This is a genomic window from Kribbella solani (assembly GCF_014205295.1).
Lineage (GTDB): Bacteria > Actinomycetota > Actinomycetes > Propionibacteriales > Kribbellaceae > Kribbella > Kribbella solani.
Window position 1 is genome coordinate 6,075,579 of sequence record NZ_JACHNF010000001.1, and the last position, 15,310, is coordinate 6,090,888.

General features: G+C 68.3%; 14 protein-coding genes. 6 read left to right on the plus strand and 8 right to left on the minus strand.

All coding sequences use genetic code 11. The features are described from left to right. Positions 1–5: 5 nt before the first annotated feature. Genes HDA44_RS27990 through HDA44_RS28000 form a run of 4 tightly spaced genes read right to left on the minus strand, consistent with a single transcriptional unit; the run spans position 6 to position 3,656 of the window. Entirely contained in the window at positions 6–1,589 is a 1,584-nt protein-coding gene (locus HDA44_RS27990) for a glycosyl transferase (protein ID WP_202887609.1), read from the minus strand. A 47-nt stretch (positions 1,590–1,636) separates the two neighbouring features. Next, positions 1,637–2,380: a glycosyltransferase gene (locus HDA44_RS36810; protein WP_202887610.1), complete on the minus strand. Its 744-nt coding sequence runs from the start codon at positions 2,378–2,380 to the stop codon at positions 1,637–1,639. 45 nt (positions 2,381–2,425) lie between these two features. Continuing rightward, a complete protein-coding gene (locus HDA44_RS27995) occupies positions 2,426–3,394 on the minus strand; it encodes a LysR substrate-binding domain-containing protein (RefSeq protein WP_184839421.1) in 969 nt (322 codons plus the stop codon). Next, positions 3,351–3,656 carry a hypothetical protein gene (locus HDA44_RS28000; protein ID WP_184839423.1) on the minus strand — a complete coding sequence of 102 codons (306 nt, stop codon included), beginning with the start codon at positions 3,654–3,656 and terminating at the stop codon, positions 3,351–3,353. Before HDA44_RS28000 ends, HDA44_RS27995 begins: the two co-directional genes overlap by 44 nt. A 74-nt stretch (positions 3,657–3,730) precedes the next feature. On the opposite strand from HDA44_RS28000, the gene HDA44_RS28005 reads away from it, so the two are divergent. Further along, positions 3,731–4,732, plus strand: coding sequence for a LysR family transcriptional regulator (locus HDA44_RS28005; protein WP_184839425.1), 1,002 nt, complete (start codon positions 3,731–3,733; stop codon positions 4,730–4,732). A gap of 134 nt (positions 4,733–4,866) precedes the next feature. Here HDA44_RS28005 and HDA44_RS28010 read toward each other — a convergent pair whose 3' ends face one another. The 4 genes from HDA44_RS28010 to tdh form a co-directional block, all read right to left on the minus strand. After that, a complete protein-coding gene (locus tag HDA44_RS28010; protein ID WP_184839427.1) occupies positions 4,867–5,691 on the minus strand; it encodes an aldo/keto reductase in 825 nt (274 codons plus the stop codon). Between the two features lie 62 nt (positions 5,692–5,753). Beyond that, complete coding sequence (locus tag HDA44_RS28015; protein ID WP_184839429.1) at positions 5,754–6,839, minus strand: winged helix DNA-binding domain-containing protein; 1,086 nt, start codon at positions 6,837–6,839, stop codon at positions 5,754–5,756. 32 nt (positions 6,840–6,871) lie between these two features. Continuing rightward, positions 6,872–8,053, minus strand: a complete 1,182-nt coding sequence (locus HDA44_RS28020) for a glycine C-acetyltransferase (protein ID WP_184839431.1) — start codon at positions 8,051–8,053, stop codon at positions 6,872–6,874. Continuing rightward, positions 8,053–9,111 (minus strand): L-threonine 3-dehydrogenase, encoded by a 1,059-nt coding sequence (gene tdh, locus HDA44_RS28025; RefSeq protein ID WP_184839433.1) that lies wholly within the window; start codon positions 9,109–9,111, stop codon positions 8,053–8,055. The genes HDA44_RS28020 and tdh overlap by 1 nt, the downstream gene beginning before the upstream one ends. A gap of 142 nt (positions 9,112–9,253) precedes the next feature. Between tdh and HDA44_RS28030 the strand changes: the two genes are divergently transcribed. The 5 genes from HDA44_RS28030 to HDA44_RS28050 all read left to right on the plus strand — a co-directional run bounded on the left by HDA44_RS28030 (position 9,254) and on the right by HDA44_RS28050 (position 15,224). Further along, positions 9,254–9,886 (plus strand): class E sortase, encoded by a 633-nt coding sequence (locus HDA44_RS28030; RefSeq protein WP_238352567.1) that lies wholly within the window; start codon positions 9,254–9,256, stop codon positions 9,884–9,886. Positions 9,887–9,902: 16 nt separating this feature from the next. Next, complete coding sequence (gene pyrE, locus HDA44_RS28035; protein ID WP_184839437.1) at positions 9,903–10,448, plus strand: orotate phosphoribosyltransferase; 546 nt, start codon at positions 9,903–9,905, stop codon at positions 10,446–10,448. Next, entirely contained in the window at positions 10,448–11,179 is a 732-nt protein-coding gene (locus HDA44_RS28040) for a hypothetical protein (RefSeq protein ID WP_238352568.1), read from the plus strand. The genes pyrE and HDA44_RS28040 overlap by 1 nt, the downstream gene beginning before the upstream one ends. A gap of 39 nt (positions 11,180–11,218) precedes the next feature. Further along, positions 11,219–12,025, plus strand: a complete 807-nt coding sequence (locus tag HDA44_RS28045) for a LemA family protein (protein ID WP_184839439.1) — start codon at positions 11,219–11,221, stop codon at positions 12,023–12,025. Between the two features lie 217 nt (positions 12,026–12,242). After that, a complete protein-coding gene (locus tag HDA44_RS28050) occupies positions 12,243–15,224 on the plus strand; it encodes a BTAD domain-containing putative transcriptional regulator (RefSeq protein ID WP_184839441.1) in 2,982 nt (993 codons plus the stop codon). Positions 15,225–15,310 lie beyond the last annotated feature (86 nt).

A 15,310-nucleotide genomic window follows, 5' to 3' on the forward strand; every position in this document is an offset into this window, starting at 1 on the left:
CACCATCATGGGCGCGCCACCGGCCAGACCCATACCCCACCAACGAACGTGCTCCGGCCGAGCAACTCGTCGAGACATCCACGTAACTCACCTCGATCGTGTTCCAGGACGACGGCATCGGCCCGCCAGTAGCGCAGGTCGGCGTCGAGTTGGGCGGGGTCGATCACACATCCATCACCGTTCGCGGCCTGACGCATCAGGGTGGCGGTCGGGCGGGGCTGCGCGCCGTACGCGCCGCCGCGGTCGGGACCGTACGGTCCGACGAAGTAGCCCTCGGGGATGGCGAAGCCGAAGCCCGCGGCCGCCTGCCAGCGCATCGGCCGCGCATCGGCGGGATTCGGCGGCGGAGCGGGTACGACGGTGTGGCCCGGGCGTACGTAGCCGCGCCACGAACCGTCCGTGAAGAAGCTGGGTACGGGCCGGCGGTCCACGACCACCAATGGGGTCGGGACGATCGGGACCAGGGCGGCGCCGATGGCCGCCCACCCGAGCCACCGGAACGGCGTCGCCCGTAGCGCGTCGATGCCGAGGGCAAGCAGTGCGCCGATCGGCGGGATGCAGGCCATCGCGAACCGCGACTCGATCACCGATTCGTACAGCGGCAGCTGAGCGAGCAGGGTCCACGGTCCGGGGGTCAGCGACAACCATCCGATCAGCGCGGTGGTCGCGCCGAGGATACGGACGAGCTGTTGTTTGCGTAAGGCAAATACCAGGCCGATGACGAGGATGATCAGCGGCCAGCCGAAGAACGCGTTCTCCTCGGTCCGGTTCAGCGAGAGTTGTCGCGTGACCTCGGGATCGCCGAACAGCGATCGGGTGGGGAACGCGGTCAGGGCGTGCAGCGAGTTGCCGGCCCGCCCGTGTACGAGGCTGTGGTAGCTCTGCGGACCCCTGAACTGCCAGAACAACGAACCGGCGACCAGGACCAGCGCGATCAGGCCGGCGCCGGCGATCGTGGTCGCGTACCGGCGGGCGAACGCGGCCGCGCGCCCTGGATCGACCCAACCGTGGACGATGCCGAAGACAACCAGTCCAGTTGCTGCGAGCAACAAGATCTCTTCACCGAGGAAGAGTTGGTACGCGATCAGCAGGCCGACGACGATCGCGGTCCGGCGGCCGGGTGGGCGGGGGAGGAGCAGGCACGGGATGACCGCGAGGACGACGAAGTTCGGGTGCGCGTTCGCGTGCGAGATCATCGCGGGCGCGAAACCGCAGAACAGGCCGCCGAGTGCGGCAGCGGGCGCGGACGCGATTCGCCGGGAGAACAACCAGTACCAGGCGAATGCCGTACCGGCCAGGCCGATGGTCAGCGCGATCGCCCAGGTGACGCCCGAGCCGAGCAGCACGGTGACCGGGATCAGCGGGATGCTCAGGCCGAGCATGGTCGTGTTCGCCATCAGGTTGACGCCGTCCGGATGGTTCAGAAGCCCTGTGAACAAAGGGTTCTGGCCGTTCAGCACTTGGTGTGCGGTGATGTCGAAGAACCATTGCCACTGTTCCTGGTCCTGCCCGCTGTCGTACAGGTACCTACCGTTCGGGTCGGACCACAGTCCGTGCAGGAGAACCACGGCTGCGAACACGTACGCCACGGCGACCACCGCTGTGGTGACCTGATGTCGTGACCTCAGCTGCGTCTTCACGTGAACGCCGGAACGACGAGTTGGTCAAGAGGCGGGAGGCTGTGGTGGTACCGGCGAATCCGTCCGAGCTCGATCAGGCCGGCCAGGTAGCCGGATGGGCGGAGCTTCGACCCTTCCTGGTCCGACCATCGCACCGGGATCTCGGCAACCTCCAAGCCGAGCCGGTGGAACAGGTGCAGTACCTCGGCATCGGAGCACCACCCGTCCACGCGGGCCAGTTGAAACACGAGCCGGCCGCGCGGCCCGTCGTACAACTTGAAGCCACACTGCGTGTCCTGGATACCTGGTACGGCCAGCAGCTGGATGAGCGCGTTGCCGAAGCGGCCGCATGTTTCACGCAGTGCGCTCTGGCGTACGACCAGCTGCGACTGCGGTAGTGCGCGCGATCCGATCGCCGCCCAGGCGCCACGATCGAGTGCCTTGTGCAACAACTCCACCTGCTCGATCGACGTGGCGTTGTCCGCGTCGCACATCAGTACGCGATCACCGCGCGAGGCGAGGACGCCGATCCGTACGGCGTGGCCCTTTCCCCGGTTCACCGGCCAGCGGATCAGGCGGACCCGGTCGTCGTGGAACGCGTGCACCGCCTGCGCCGTGGCGTCGGCCGAACCGTCGTCGACGACCAGGACCTCCCATTCCGCGGACGTCGCCGTCAGGTACGCGGTGACCGCTCGCAGGGTTCGCGGAAGCCGGCGCTCCTCGTTGTACGCGGGAATCACCACGCTGAGCTGAACTCTCACACCCCGCAGACCACGCCGGCGGCCCGATCCGTTGGGTGAGCTGGGTCACAACTTTTCGGCGACCTCGGTGAGTACGTCGAGGGTGGCGGTGATGAGGGGGTGATCGGCGCGGCTGGCGCGGACCGCGGCGTACACGCGGCGGGTGGGGGCCGGGTCCGGGAGGGGGCGGATCAGGGCGAGGGTCGGCGCGGGCACGGCCAGGCGGGGTACGAGGGAGACGCCGGCGCCGGCCGCGACGAGGGCGGCGATGGCGCGGAAGTCATCGGACTGGTGCACGATGCGCGGCTGGAAACCGAACTGCTCACAGGCCAGCATGACGACATCGCGGATCGGGTTGCCGGGGGTCGGCATCACCCAGTCATCATCCGCCAGCGCCGCCAGCTCAATCGGTGCGGCCGCGGGGCGACCGGCGGCAAATGCGGAATCGGCCCGGCCGTCGGCTGGCGACGTGGGGATGTCAGGCGGAGTGGCGGCGGGGTGGGTTGGGGGGAGGACGGCGACGAAGGGCTCGGCGTACAAGGGGATTCGGGCCAGGCGGCGGTCGTCGGGGCGGGGTGAGCCGCGGTGCTCGACGGCGATCGCCAGGTCGGCGTCGCCGTCGAGCAGTTGGGTGATGCCCTGGTGACCCTCGGCGTCGCGGACGACGAGGCTGAGACCAGGAGTGGTTTCGCGCAGCCGGGTCAGCGCCGGCGCGACCAGCAACGTGATCGCGGTGGCGAAGGCAGTGATGCGTACCTCGCCGTTGACGCCGTTCGCGTGCAGGCGCATCGCGTCCTCGGCCCGCTCCACCTCGGCCAGGATGGTGTCCGCGTGCGCGAGCAGCAGCCGGCCGGCCGAGGTGATCGCGACCCGGCGGCCGCGGCGTTCGAGCAGCTCCTGACCGACTTCGGATTCCAGCGCGGCCAGTTGCTGGGAGACCGCCGAGGGGGTCAGGTGCAGCACCTCGGCGGCCGCGGTCACGGTGCCGTGGTCAGCAAGCGCGCGCAACACGCGCAGGCGTCGTACCTCGATCACGAACCTCAGCTTCGCACAGCTCCTCGGCGGGAGCGGGGACCAGCGTCAGCTCGACGGGACGGACCAGCGACTCGGCGGGACGGACGGTGGGACGGGCGATCGGCTCGGCGGGCGTGACCACCGGGGTGCCCCGCCGGAACCAGCGGCGGACGGCGCGGACCGGGTGCCGCTTCGCCCGGTGCGGGCGGACCGGCGCGCCGGGCATGGCGGAATGGGTCTGTTCGTGGATCGACTTGATGACGGAGAACGGGACGTATTGCACGGGATTCCTTTCGACGTCTTTAACGGTACGTAGCCAAGGCCCCATGCGTCCAATGAATTCTTTACTCTGAGTTAATGCGTTTGGTGCATGATATGGGAATGGAACTGCGCCAACTCAGATCGTTCGTGGTGGTCGCCGAGGAGCTGAACGTCGGCCGTGCGGCGACCCGGCTGCACCTCACCCAGCCGTCGCTCAGCCGTCAGATCGCCGCGCTCGAACACGACCTCGGGGTGGAACTTTTCGCCCGGATCAAACGCCGATTCGTACTGACCGCCGCCGGCGAGACGTTCCTGGCCGACGCGAAGGACTTGTTGCGCCGGTCCGACGAGGCGGTGCGTACGGCGCAACGTACGCAACGCGGAGAACTCGGGACGTTGCGATTGCGGTTCGTACAGTCGGCGACGTTCGAGGTGCTGCCGCGGCTGCTGGGCGCGTTCCGGCAGGCCTATCCCGAAGTGGTGCTGGACCTGGAAGCGTCCACGACCCTCCGCCAGACCCAGGCGTTGCACGACGGCCGGATAGACGTCGGCCTACTCCGCCCGAACACCCCAGCACCAACAGGCACGACGAGTGCGGGTGGTGCGGCGGCGGGTGCCGGTGCCGCGGGCGCGGGTGCGGGTGCGCCGGGTGGTGCGGGTGGGGCGGCGGTGGTGCGGTTGGCGGGGTTGGAGTCTCGGGTGGTGGCGGAGGACGCGCTGGTGGTGGCGTTGCCTGCCGGGCACCGGCTGGCGGGGCGGAAGCGCCTCCGGCTGGCCGAGCTCGCGGACGAGTCGTTCGTGTTGTACTCGCGGCCGACCGGGCCCGCCGTACACGACACCATCGTCGGCTACTGCCGGGCGGCCGGATTCACGCCCCGGATCGAGCAGGACGCCGCCGACGTACAAACCATCGTCTCGCTGGTCGCGGCCGGGCTCGGCATCTCGCTCCTGATCAGCCCGACCCCGCCGTCGAACCCCGCCGCGGTCGTCTACCGCGAGTTGTCCGACGACCTCCCGTGCTGGCAACTCTCCGCGGCCTGGTCCCCGGACAACCGCTCACCCGCCCTCGCCCGCTTCCTCGACCTGCTGGCCCCCTGAAGTAGCGGGTTGCCCCCTCGATTTTCCAGGGGGCAACCCTGCGGTTGCGGGGATGCCCCCTGAAGTGGAGGGTTCGGCACGCGATCGGTCCGCGACCGGCGACGGGCCGGGTGCGCGGGCGGTGTGCGGGTGGTTCAGCCGAAGATGTCTGGGTCGCCGCCGGTGCGGGTGCCGGTTTCGAGGTCGGCGATCGTGGCCATGTCGTCGTTGTCGAGCTGGAAGTCGAAGACCTCGTAGTTCTCCTGGATCCGGCTCGGCGTCTTCGACTTCGGGATCACCACGTTGCCGAGCTGCAGGTGCCAGCGGATCATCACCTGGGCCGGCGACTTGGCGTACTTGGCGCCGATCGTCTTCAGGGCCGCGTTCTCCAGCAGTTCACCGGACGCGAGCGGGCTCCACGCCTCGGTGATGATGTCGTTCTCCGCGTTGAACGCGCGCAGGTCGTCCTGCGGCAGCGCCGGGTGCAGCTCGATCTGGTTCACCGCCGGGCGGATCGTGCTCTCCTCGAAGATCCGCCGCAGCGCGGGTTCGTGGAAGTTCGAGACGCCGATCGCGCGGACCCGCTTGTCGGCGTACAACTGCTCGAACGCCTTCCAGGTCTCGATGTACAGATCGCGCTGCAACGACTGCCAGTGGATCAGGTACAGGTCGACGTACTCCAGGCCGAGCTTCGACAGGCTGGTGTCGAACGCCTTCAGCGTGCTGTCGTAGCCCTGGTCGTTGTTCCAGACCTTGGTGGTGATGAACAGGTCGTCACGGGCCAGGCCGGACGCCGCGATCGCCCGGCCGACGCCGCGTTCGTTGCCGTAGATGGCGGCGGTGTCGATGTGCCGGTAGCCGGTCTCGAACGCCGACGTCACCACATCGGTGACGATCTCGTCCTCGACCTGCCAGACCCCCAGGCCCAGCTGCGGGATCTCGACGCCGTTGTCCAGAGTGATGGAGGGGACTGTGCTCATCTACCCATTCCACCCGGCAAAAGGTTTCCGGCCCAGTCATCCGACGTGTGACAACAACCTCATTAACTCGCAGTAACCACCGCATGGGTTGTGGCGTTGGGTTCCAGGAACCGCAGCAATGCGCTGCCTTCACGCTCAAGCTCGGTGGCGGTTTTCTTGAGCGTCCGGCCAAAGGGCGTGAGCGTGAGGGTGGCCACACCACGCTTCGTTTCGGCCGTCCACAGCCCGGCGACCAGACCGTCGACCGTGTACGTCGCCTTCACCCGCAGGTTCTTCGTGAAAACCGCCGGTTTGTGCTCGTCGGCGATGATCCGCTCCCGTTTCGCGTGCGAGAGCAGGACGTTGTCGAACTCCGGCAGGAAACGCACCGGCGCCGGAGTATCCGGATCCGGGCGCGGCGCGGCCGGTACGTCGTACAACGTCTTGCCGGCTTCGTCGGTGAACGTTTCCAGGTCGAGGTCGTCGAAGAGCGGTTTCGCCTTTTGCAGACCTGACCAGGTCTGGAAATCCGCGGGTGTCGCCGGGCCGAACGCCTGCAGGTACCTGATGACGAGCTCGCCCGGTTCTGCCTGCTGGTGCAGCTTTTTGCCGATCCACTCTTCGGCCGGGGTGAAGCGTGAGTTCGCCGTCCACGACCAGCGGACGTCGGCCGGGTACATGACGAGCGGCACCAGCATCCGTGTACAGAACCCGAGCGCCCGTTCGTTCACGTCCGGGAACTGTTGCTGCAGCGCGTCGCGTACTTCGGTGAACGTCAACGGTTCCTTGGCCAGCAAGGTTTCCGCCGCGGCGACCACCTTCTCCGGCTCCAGCCCCGTGGCCCGATCGCCCAGCACCTTCAACCCCGCCGCCAGTACCGGCGCCACGGTCATCCGGAACCGCACGTAATCCGCGGCCGTCACCAGATGCAACGTCCCCCGAAACATCGTCCCGCGGACAATCTCCCGCGCCCGGACCGCCTGATCCAGCTCCTTCTCGTCGAACCCGTCGATCCGGGTCCACAACCCCAGATAGGGATGCTTGGGCTCCTGCCCCTGCATCCCCACCAACCGCCCGACGACGTCCGCCGCGCCAACCTGTTCCCGCTCCAGCAACAACTGCCGCGCCAGGAACGCCCGATTGACCGCCCGCGCACTCAAAACCACCATGCGGAGATCCTCGCTGCCCGCACCGACAATTCTCAGCCGAGGGCGGTACGGGCCTCGGCGAAGGCGGTGATGGCGCGTTCCACGTCTTCGGTGGAGTGGGCGGCGGAGAGTTGGACGCGGATCCGCGCCTTGCCCTGGGGGACGACCGGGTACGAGAAGCCGATCACGTAGATGCCGAGGTCGAGGAGCTTGTCGGCGAGCCGTGCGGCTTGGGCGGCGTCGCCGATCATCACGGGGGAGATCGGGTGGTCGCCGGGGAGGATGTCGAAGCCGGCTTCGGTCATCTTGGTGCGGAACAGGGTGGTGTTGGCGGCCAGCTTGTCGCGGAGCGCGCTGGAGGTGCCGATCAGTTCGAGGGCCTTCAGCGAGGCGGCAGTCACGGACGGGGCCAGTGAGTTCGAGAACAGGTACGGACGTGAGCGCTGGCGGAGCAGTTCGACGATTTCGCGGCGCGCGGACACGTACCCACCGGAGGCGCCGCCGAGGGCCTTGCCGAGCGTGCCGGTGACGATGTCGACGCGGTCCTTCACGCCGAACAGCGACGGCGTACCGGCACCGTCCGGCCCGACGAAACCGACCGCGTGCGAATCGTCGACCATCACGAGCGCGTCGTACCGCTCGGCCAGGTCGCAGATCTCGTCCAGCGGGGCGACGTACCCGTCCATCGAGAACACGCCGTCGGTCGCGATCAGCCGGTACCGGGCGTCGGCCGCGTCCTTCAACTGCGCTTCGAGATCGGCCATGTCGCGGTTCTTGTACCGATAGCGGCGCGCCTTCGACAGCCGGACCCCGTCGATGATGCTGGCGTGGTTCAGCTCGTCGGAGATGATCGCGTCCTCGGCGCCGAGCAGGGTCTCGAAGAGCCCGCCGTTCGCGTCGAAGCACGAGCTGTACAGGATGGTGTCCTCGGTGCCGAGAAAGTTGCTCAGGGCACCTTCAAGATCCTTGTGGATCTGTTGCGTACCGCAAATGAACCGCACCGAGGAGAGGCCGAATCCCCACCGGTCAAGGGCTTCCTTGGCCGCGGCGACCACCTCCGGGTGATCGGACAGCCCGAGGTAGTTGTTGGCGCAGAAGTTGAGTACCTCGGCGCCGGTCGCGACCGAGATCAGCGACTGCTGCGGTGAGGTGATCACCCGCTCCGACTTGTACAGCCCGGCGTCCCGGATCTCGCCGATGGTCGCCGTCAGGTCGTCCCGCATCCGCCCGATCATCAGTGCTTCTCCTCCAGGGTTTCCCGCGTCCAGTCCATGATCACCTTGCCGCACTGCCCTTGCCGCGCGACGTCGAAAGCGCGCTCGAAGTCCGCGTACCCGAACCGGTGCGTGATCACCGGGGTCAGGTCCAGGCCGCGCTCCAGCATCACCGACATCGAGTACCAGGTCTCGAACATCTCCCGGCCGTAGATGCCCTTGATGGTCAGCATGTTCAGCACCACCGTGCCCCAGTCGATCGCGATCTCGTCCGACGGCAGGCCGAGCATCGCGACCTTTCCGCCGTGGGTCAGGTTCGCGAGCATGTCCCGGAGCGCGGCCGGCTGCCCGGACATCTCCATCCCGACATCGAAACCCTCGCGCATCCCGAGGCTCCGCTGCGCCTCCGCGATCGACTCCGCGCCGACGTTGACCGCACGCGTCACGCCGATCTTCCGGGCCAGGTCCAGCCGGTACTCGGACAGGTCCGTGATCACCACGTTCCGCGCGCCGGCGTGCAGCGCGACCGCCGCGGCCATCACCCCGATCGGCCCGGCGCCGGTGATCAGCACGTCCTCACCGACCAGCGGGAACGACAACGCGGTGTGTACGGCGTTGCCGAACGGATCGAAGATCGCTGCCACGTCAAGATCCACTGTGCCGTTGTCGTCCTTGTGTACCCACGCGTTGCTCGCCGGCAGCGCGACGTACTCCGCGAACGCACCCGGCACATGCACGCCCAGCCCGCGGGTCTTGATACACAGGTGGCGGCGGCCGGCCCGGCAGTTGCGGCACCGGCCACAGACCAGATGCCCTTCGCCACTGACCAGGTCACCGACCGCGACATCGCGGACACCGACGCCGACCTCGACCACCTCACCGCAGAACTCGTGCCCGGTCACCATCGGTACCGGCACGTTCTTCTGGGCCCAGTGGTCCCAGTTCTGGATGTGCAGGTCGGTACCGCACAGTCCCGTACGCAGTACCTTGATCAGGACCTCATCGGCCTCGATCTTGGGCTCCGGCACGTCCTGCAGCCACAACCCGGGTTTCGCCTCGGCCTTGACCAGCGCCTTCACCGCACACCTCCGTCGACGTCCATCGACCACATGGTCGTGTCAACCACATCGTCGTACCGACCACATCGTCGTCCCGGGCAACCACCGGCGTCCATCGACACGTGGTGCACAGCCTTTGCAGATCGGCTGCATACTTGTCCGCATGCGGGGAGTAGTCAGATGGTTCGGCATCGTCATGCTGGTGGCTGGAGTCGGGCTGCTCGGGTGGGTCGGCTGGCAGTACTACGGCACCGGAATCGCCTCGAACAAGGCGATGGGCGAGGCCGAGAAGTCGCTGCGGCAGCAGTGGCGTACGCCCGCGCCGAACAGTGCGGCGACCAGTGCGCCGACGAGTGGCAAGGCGTTCGTACTGCTCCGGATCCCCCGCTTCGGAGCTGACTGGGAGAAGCCGGTCGTCGAAGGGGTCGACCCGGATGACCTGGCCCGGGGGATCGGGCACTACCCGGAGACCCAGCTGCCCGGTCAGCCAGGCAACTTCGCGATCGCGGGGCACCGGATCACGCACGGCTCGCCGTTCCGCAAGCTACTCGACCTACGTAAGGGTGATCTGGTCATCGTCGAGACCCAGGATGCTGTCTACACGTACGAGCTGGACGGCTCGCCGCGCGACCTGACCGTGAAGAACACCGACTCCTGGGTGCTGGACCCGGTCCCGGGCAAACGCCAGGCGCCGACGAAGTCGATCATCACCCTGACCACCTGCCAGGACCTGTTCCACTCCCCGGACCGCTCCGTCGCCTTCGGCCACCTGATCAAGGTCAGCAAGAAGGCCTGACTTAAGCTCAAGTTCCATGAACTACGACCGGGACGGACTGCTGGAGCAGGTCAAGAGCAAGGCGATCGTGCACGGGCGGGTGACGCTGGCCTCCGGCAAGGAAGCCGACTACTACGTCGACCTGCGCCGGATCACGCTGGACGCGGCCGCGGCGCCGCTGATCGGGCCGGCGATGCTCGAGCTGACCAAGGACCTGGAGTACGACGCGGTCGGCGGGCTCACGCTCGGTGCCGACCCGGTCGCGATGTCGATGCTGCACGCGGCGGCTCAGCAGGGCCGGACGCTGGACGCGTTCGTGGTCCGCAAGGCCGAGAAGACGCACGGGCTGCAGCGGCGGATCGAAGGGCCCGAGGTGAAGGGCCGCCGGGTGCTGGCGGTCGAGGACACCTCCACGACGGGTGGTTCGGTGCTGACCGCGGTGGAGGCGTTGCGCGAGGCGGGTGCCGAGGTGGTCGCGGTCGCGGTGATCGTCGACCGGTCGACCGGCGCGCGCGAACGGGTGGAAGCGGATGGCCTGGAGTACCGGGCCGTGTTCGGACTCGAGGACCTGGGTCTCAACTGATGCAGGGCAGTACCTGGCTGATCGTCCTGCTGGCGGTGCTGATCGGTGTCGGCATCTTCTACTTCAACTACATCCGGGCGAAGAAGCGGCGCGAGCTGTTCGCCGGATTCGCCGCCCAGCAGGGCTGGTCGTACCTGCCGGTGAACAACTCGCTGGCAGGGCAGTGGGCGGGTACTCCGTTCCGTACCGGTGACAACTGGCGGGTCAAGAACGTGCTGTCCGGCCCGTACAACGGGTATCCGATGGTTGCCTTCGACTACAGCTACCAGACGCACAGCACCGATTCGAAAGGCCGCCGAACGACGACCACGCACAAGTACGGCGTGGTGGTGATGCAGTTGCCGGGAGCGCTTCCGCAGCTCGAGGTGACGCACGAGGGAATCTTCGGCGGCGCGGTGGCGAACGCGTTCGGGTTCCGCGACCTCCAGTTCGAGAGTGAGCAGTTCAACCGGGCATTCCGGGTGAAGGCCGACGACGAACGGTTCGGGCACGCGGTGGTGACGCCGCGGATGATGGAGTTGTTGCTGGCCCGCGGTGAGATCGGCTGGCGGATCGAGGGCAACTCGCTGGTCGGCTGGGACAAGGGCGACCACGACCCGAACGAGGTGATGAACCGCCTCGGGCTGCTGCAGCAGGTACTCGAGCAGGTTCCGCCGTACGTCTGGACCGACTATGCGGGGGTCGACCCACGATCGCGGCAGCAACCACCAGGCGGACCCACGTACCCGTAGAGTCGGCTGCAGCACTGCCAACTCTCGGGAGCTCCTGTCATGCTTTGGGTCATCATCGCGATCGTCGCGGTCGTCGTCATCCTGGCGATCCTGCTGATCACGTCGTACAACCGATTCGTCAAGCAGCGGAACCTGATCCAGGAGTCCTGGCGGCAGATCGACGTCGAGCTGCACCGCCGGTACGACCTGATCCCGAACCTGGTCGAGACCGTCCGGGCGTACGCGGCGCACGAGCGGCACGTGTTCGAGGAGGTCGCCCGGCTGCGGACCCAGGCGGTGAACGTGCAGGGCTCGAACCCGGAGCAGCGGGCCGCGGCCGAAGGGCAGCTGTCCGGCGCGCTCCGGCAGATGATGATCTCGGTCGAGCAGTACCCGCAGCTGCAGTCGAACCAGAACTTCCTCGGCCTGCAGCGCGAACTGACCGACACCGAGGACCGGATCGCGGCCGGCCGCCGGTTCTACAACGCGAACGTCGGCGACTACAACACCCGGATCGAGGCGTTCCCGTCGAACGTGATCGCGAACTCGTTCAAGTTCGAGAAGGCCGGGTACTTCGAGGTCAAGGACGAGCAGGTGCGCGCGGTGCCGCAGGTGTCGTTCGGCACGATCGGATCGGTCGCCGGTGAGCAGGCGCCACCGCAGATGCAGCCGGGCGTGCCGTCGTCCGGTCAGATCCACCCGCAGATGCCGGGGGACCAGGGCAACTACCAGCAGCCGCCGCAGCAGATCCCCGGTGGGTACCAGCAGCAGCCGGGTGGGTACCAGGGAGAGCCACCGGTGGGCGGGCCGCCTGTGGGTTCCCCCGCGCCACAGGACGGTCAGCCGCCATTCACCGGTGGCCAGTAGGCACCGGATCCCCGTGGTCCAGTTCCCCCGATCCTGGACTCGCTCCCAGTGCCAGGCCCGGTTGTGACGGCGGTCAAGTCGCCACGCCCGGGCCTGCCCTCCCCCCGGTACCTGAGTCAACAGTGCCGGACTGAGATACATCCGGCGTACATCGGTCTTCCCGCCGGGCCGGGCGGGGTGTCACGATAGGGCGTTCAAGAGTGGAGAGGCCGGGCAAGTGGACAGTCTGAGGTACGGAATCCTCGGACCTCTGCGCCTGATGCACGGTCCGGCCCAGCCGCTGAAGGCCGCGAAACCGCGCCGGCTGCTGGCCACCCTGCTGCTGCACCCGAACCGGTTCGTCTCCACCGACCTGATCGCGGACGCGCTCTGGGAGACCAATCCCCCGCGCTCGGCGACCGCAAACATCCGGACCTACGTACGGGCGTTGCGCGGCCTGCTGCAGGAAGCCGGACTGCCCGCGCCGATCGACACCTCCGCCGCCGGGTACAGCATCGAGGTGGGTGTCGACGAGCTGGACGCCAGCTTGTTCGAGTCGCTGCTGGCCGAGGGCGGCCACCTCCGGGACGCCGGTGACGGCCGTCAGGCCATGCAGGTGCTGTCCCGGGCGTACGCGCTGTGGCGTGGCCGTCCGCTGGAGGACCTGCCGATGCCGGCCGCCTGGGAAGGCTCGGTGGCGCGGCTGGAGGCGCAGCATCGCGGTCTGGTCGACTCCCTGCTCGATCTGCGGCTGGAGTACGGCGACGCGAGTGGCGCCGCGGTCCTGCTCAGCGGCCGGCTGACCGATGACCCGTACGACGAGCAGCTGTGGCGCCGCCTGGTGGATGCCCTAGTGGCTGCTGGACGGGTCGGCGAGGCGCGGGCGGCGTACGCCAAGGCAGTGCAGACGCTGGCTGATGAGCTCGACATCAAGCCCGGTCCGGAGCTGGAGGCGGCCGGTGCGCGCGCCGAGAACGGCCGCTCCGCCAACTGGCCGAACCCGGGCATTCCGGCTGCGCGGACTACCGACCGTCCCGGACCGGTTGTGCAGCCACGGCCGATGGCCGCGCCGGAGCTGACTGACCCGCTGCGGCCGCCGAGTCAGCTCCCGCTGGACCTGGCTGACTTCAGCGGCCGGCAGAACAAGCTGGAGCAACTGCGTGACCTGGTGTGCGGCCGCGACCCAGTGCGTCCGCCTATTGCGGTCATCTCCGGTGCACCGGGTACTGGGAAGACCTCTCTGGCGGTGCGGCTCGGCCACCTGGTCCGGGAGCACTTCCCGGATGGGCAGATCTACCTGGACATGCACGGCGCGACGCAGCCGCGCGATCCGGCCGCGGCGCTGACCGATCTGCTGCTGAGTCTCAATCTGCCCGACTTCGCGATCCCAACCGACCCGGAGCGCCGTTCTGCGATGTTGCGGTCGGAGCTGGCGAGCCGCCGGGTCCTGATCATCCTGGACGATGTGGCTACGGCTGGTCAGGTCACTCCGCTGATGCCGGGCACCGGTGCTTCGGCAGTAGTAGTGACCAGCCGCAACCGGCTGATGGACCTGGCCGGTGCCGACAGCATGCCGCTCGACACCTTCGATGACCGTGAGGCCGCCGTACTGCTCGCGTCGGTTGCCGGCGTCGGCCGGATCGAGGCTGGGTCGCCCGAGGCCGAGGAGATCCTGTCCGCCTGCGCCAACCTGCCGCTGGCGATCCGGATCGTCGGCAGCCGGCTGGCGCAACGGCCGGATCTGAGCGCCCGGGAGCTGGCGCGACGGTTGCGCGACGAGACCTCACGGCTTGATGAGTTGAGCATCGGGGAGCTCGCCGTCCGGACCAGTGCTGACCTGAGCTACGACGCGCTGAGTGCTGAGGAAGCGCGGTTGTACCGGCTGATCGGTCACTTCGCGGTTGGTGTCTTCTCGGCCAGGGCGTTGGAGGCAGTCGCGTCACCGGCCGGCGTACGCCGCAGTCTGGATCGGCTGATCGAGGTCAACCTGGTCCGGATCAGCTCGGTCGACCAGCGCGGTACGGCACGCTACCGGGTGCACGATCTGCTGCGGCTGCATGCGCTCGGGGTCGGTGACGACGAGCAGAAAGCACAGGCCGTACGCGACGTCGAGACCGTGGTCGACGCGATCCTGAACAAGATCCGGCGCGCCAACGACGCCTTGTCCTTCGAGTACTTCGGCGTCCTCGAACACACCGGTCCGCTGACCGCGCCGGACCCGTCGCCGTTCACCGAGACCGATGCGATCGCGTGGTTCGACAGTGAGCGCAGCACGTTCGTGCCGGCGATCCGGGCCGCGGCGCAGAACGGTCTGCACGAGTACGCCTGGCGGATCGCGGCGGCCTGGGGGCCGTACCTGGACATGCGCGCGGGCTTCGACGACTGGAACGGCTCGCACCAGCAAGGTTTGCTGAGCGCCGTCGCGTGTGGGGATCGGCGTGGCGAGGCGATCATGCACCGCAACCTCGGCCAGCTCGCGGTGTACCAGGACGACTGGGACAACGCGCGCCGGCACTTCGACCAGGCCGCGCAGGTGTTCGACGAGCTGGGCGATCGGCTCGGCGAAGGTGTCGCCGCCGTCGGGCTCGGCACGTGGCTGCGGGAGCGCGGTCAGCGCGCCGAGGGACTCGCCCAGTACGAGAAGGCGATCGAGGCGTTCGTCGCGGACGGCAACGCGAACGCGGAGGCACTCGCGCGGACGGCAGCCGCCAACGCGTACCTGGCTCGTGGTGATGTGGATACCGCGCAGCAGTACCTGGCGGAGGCGTTTCTGATCGCCGTACGCCGGGTGGACGCGCACCGGGAAGCGAAGGTACGGCGGCGGATCGCGGCGCTCCGGGTGCATCAAGGACGCCACGACGAGGCGGTACGTCAGCTGCGCAAGGCGCTGGCGATCTTCGACGGCATGGGCGACGACCACTGCGCCGCGTACACCCGGGCGCTGCTCGGGCAGGCGCTGAAGGAACGCGGCGAGGTCGCGTCGGCGCGAAAGACCTTGCTGGACGCGATCGACCTCGGTCACCGGCTGGGCGACCGCAGCGTCGAAGGCGAAGCGGCGCAGCACCTCGGCGAGCTCTACCTGTCCACCGGGAACTTCGACAACGCCCGCCGGACGCTCGAACGCGCCGCCCGGGTGTGGCAGCAGGCAGGCAACGACGGCGCGGCAGGCGAATGCCGCCGGCTGCTGGCGGGTTCCGTCCCGGGTGCCGCCGCCGGCTGACCCACCGCCTTCAGCCAACCTTCCCCGCCGTCACCCTTTCCCCGCCCCGCCGTCACCCCTTCCCCCGGCCCGCCTTCAGCCACCTT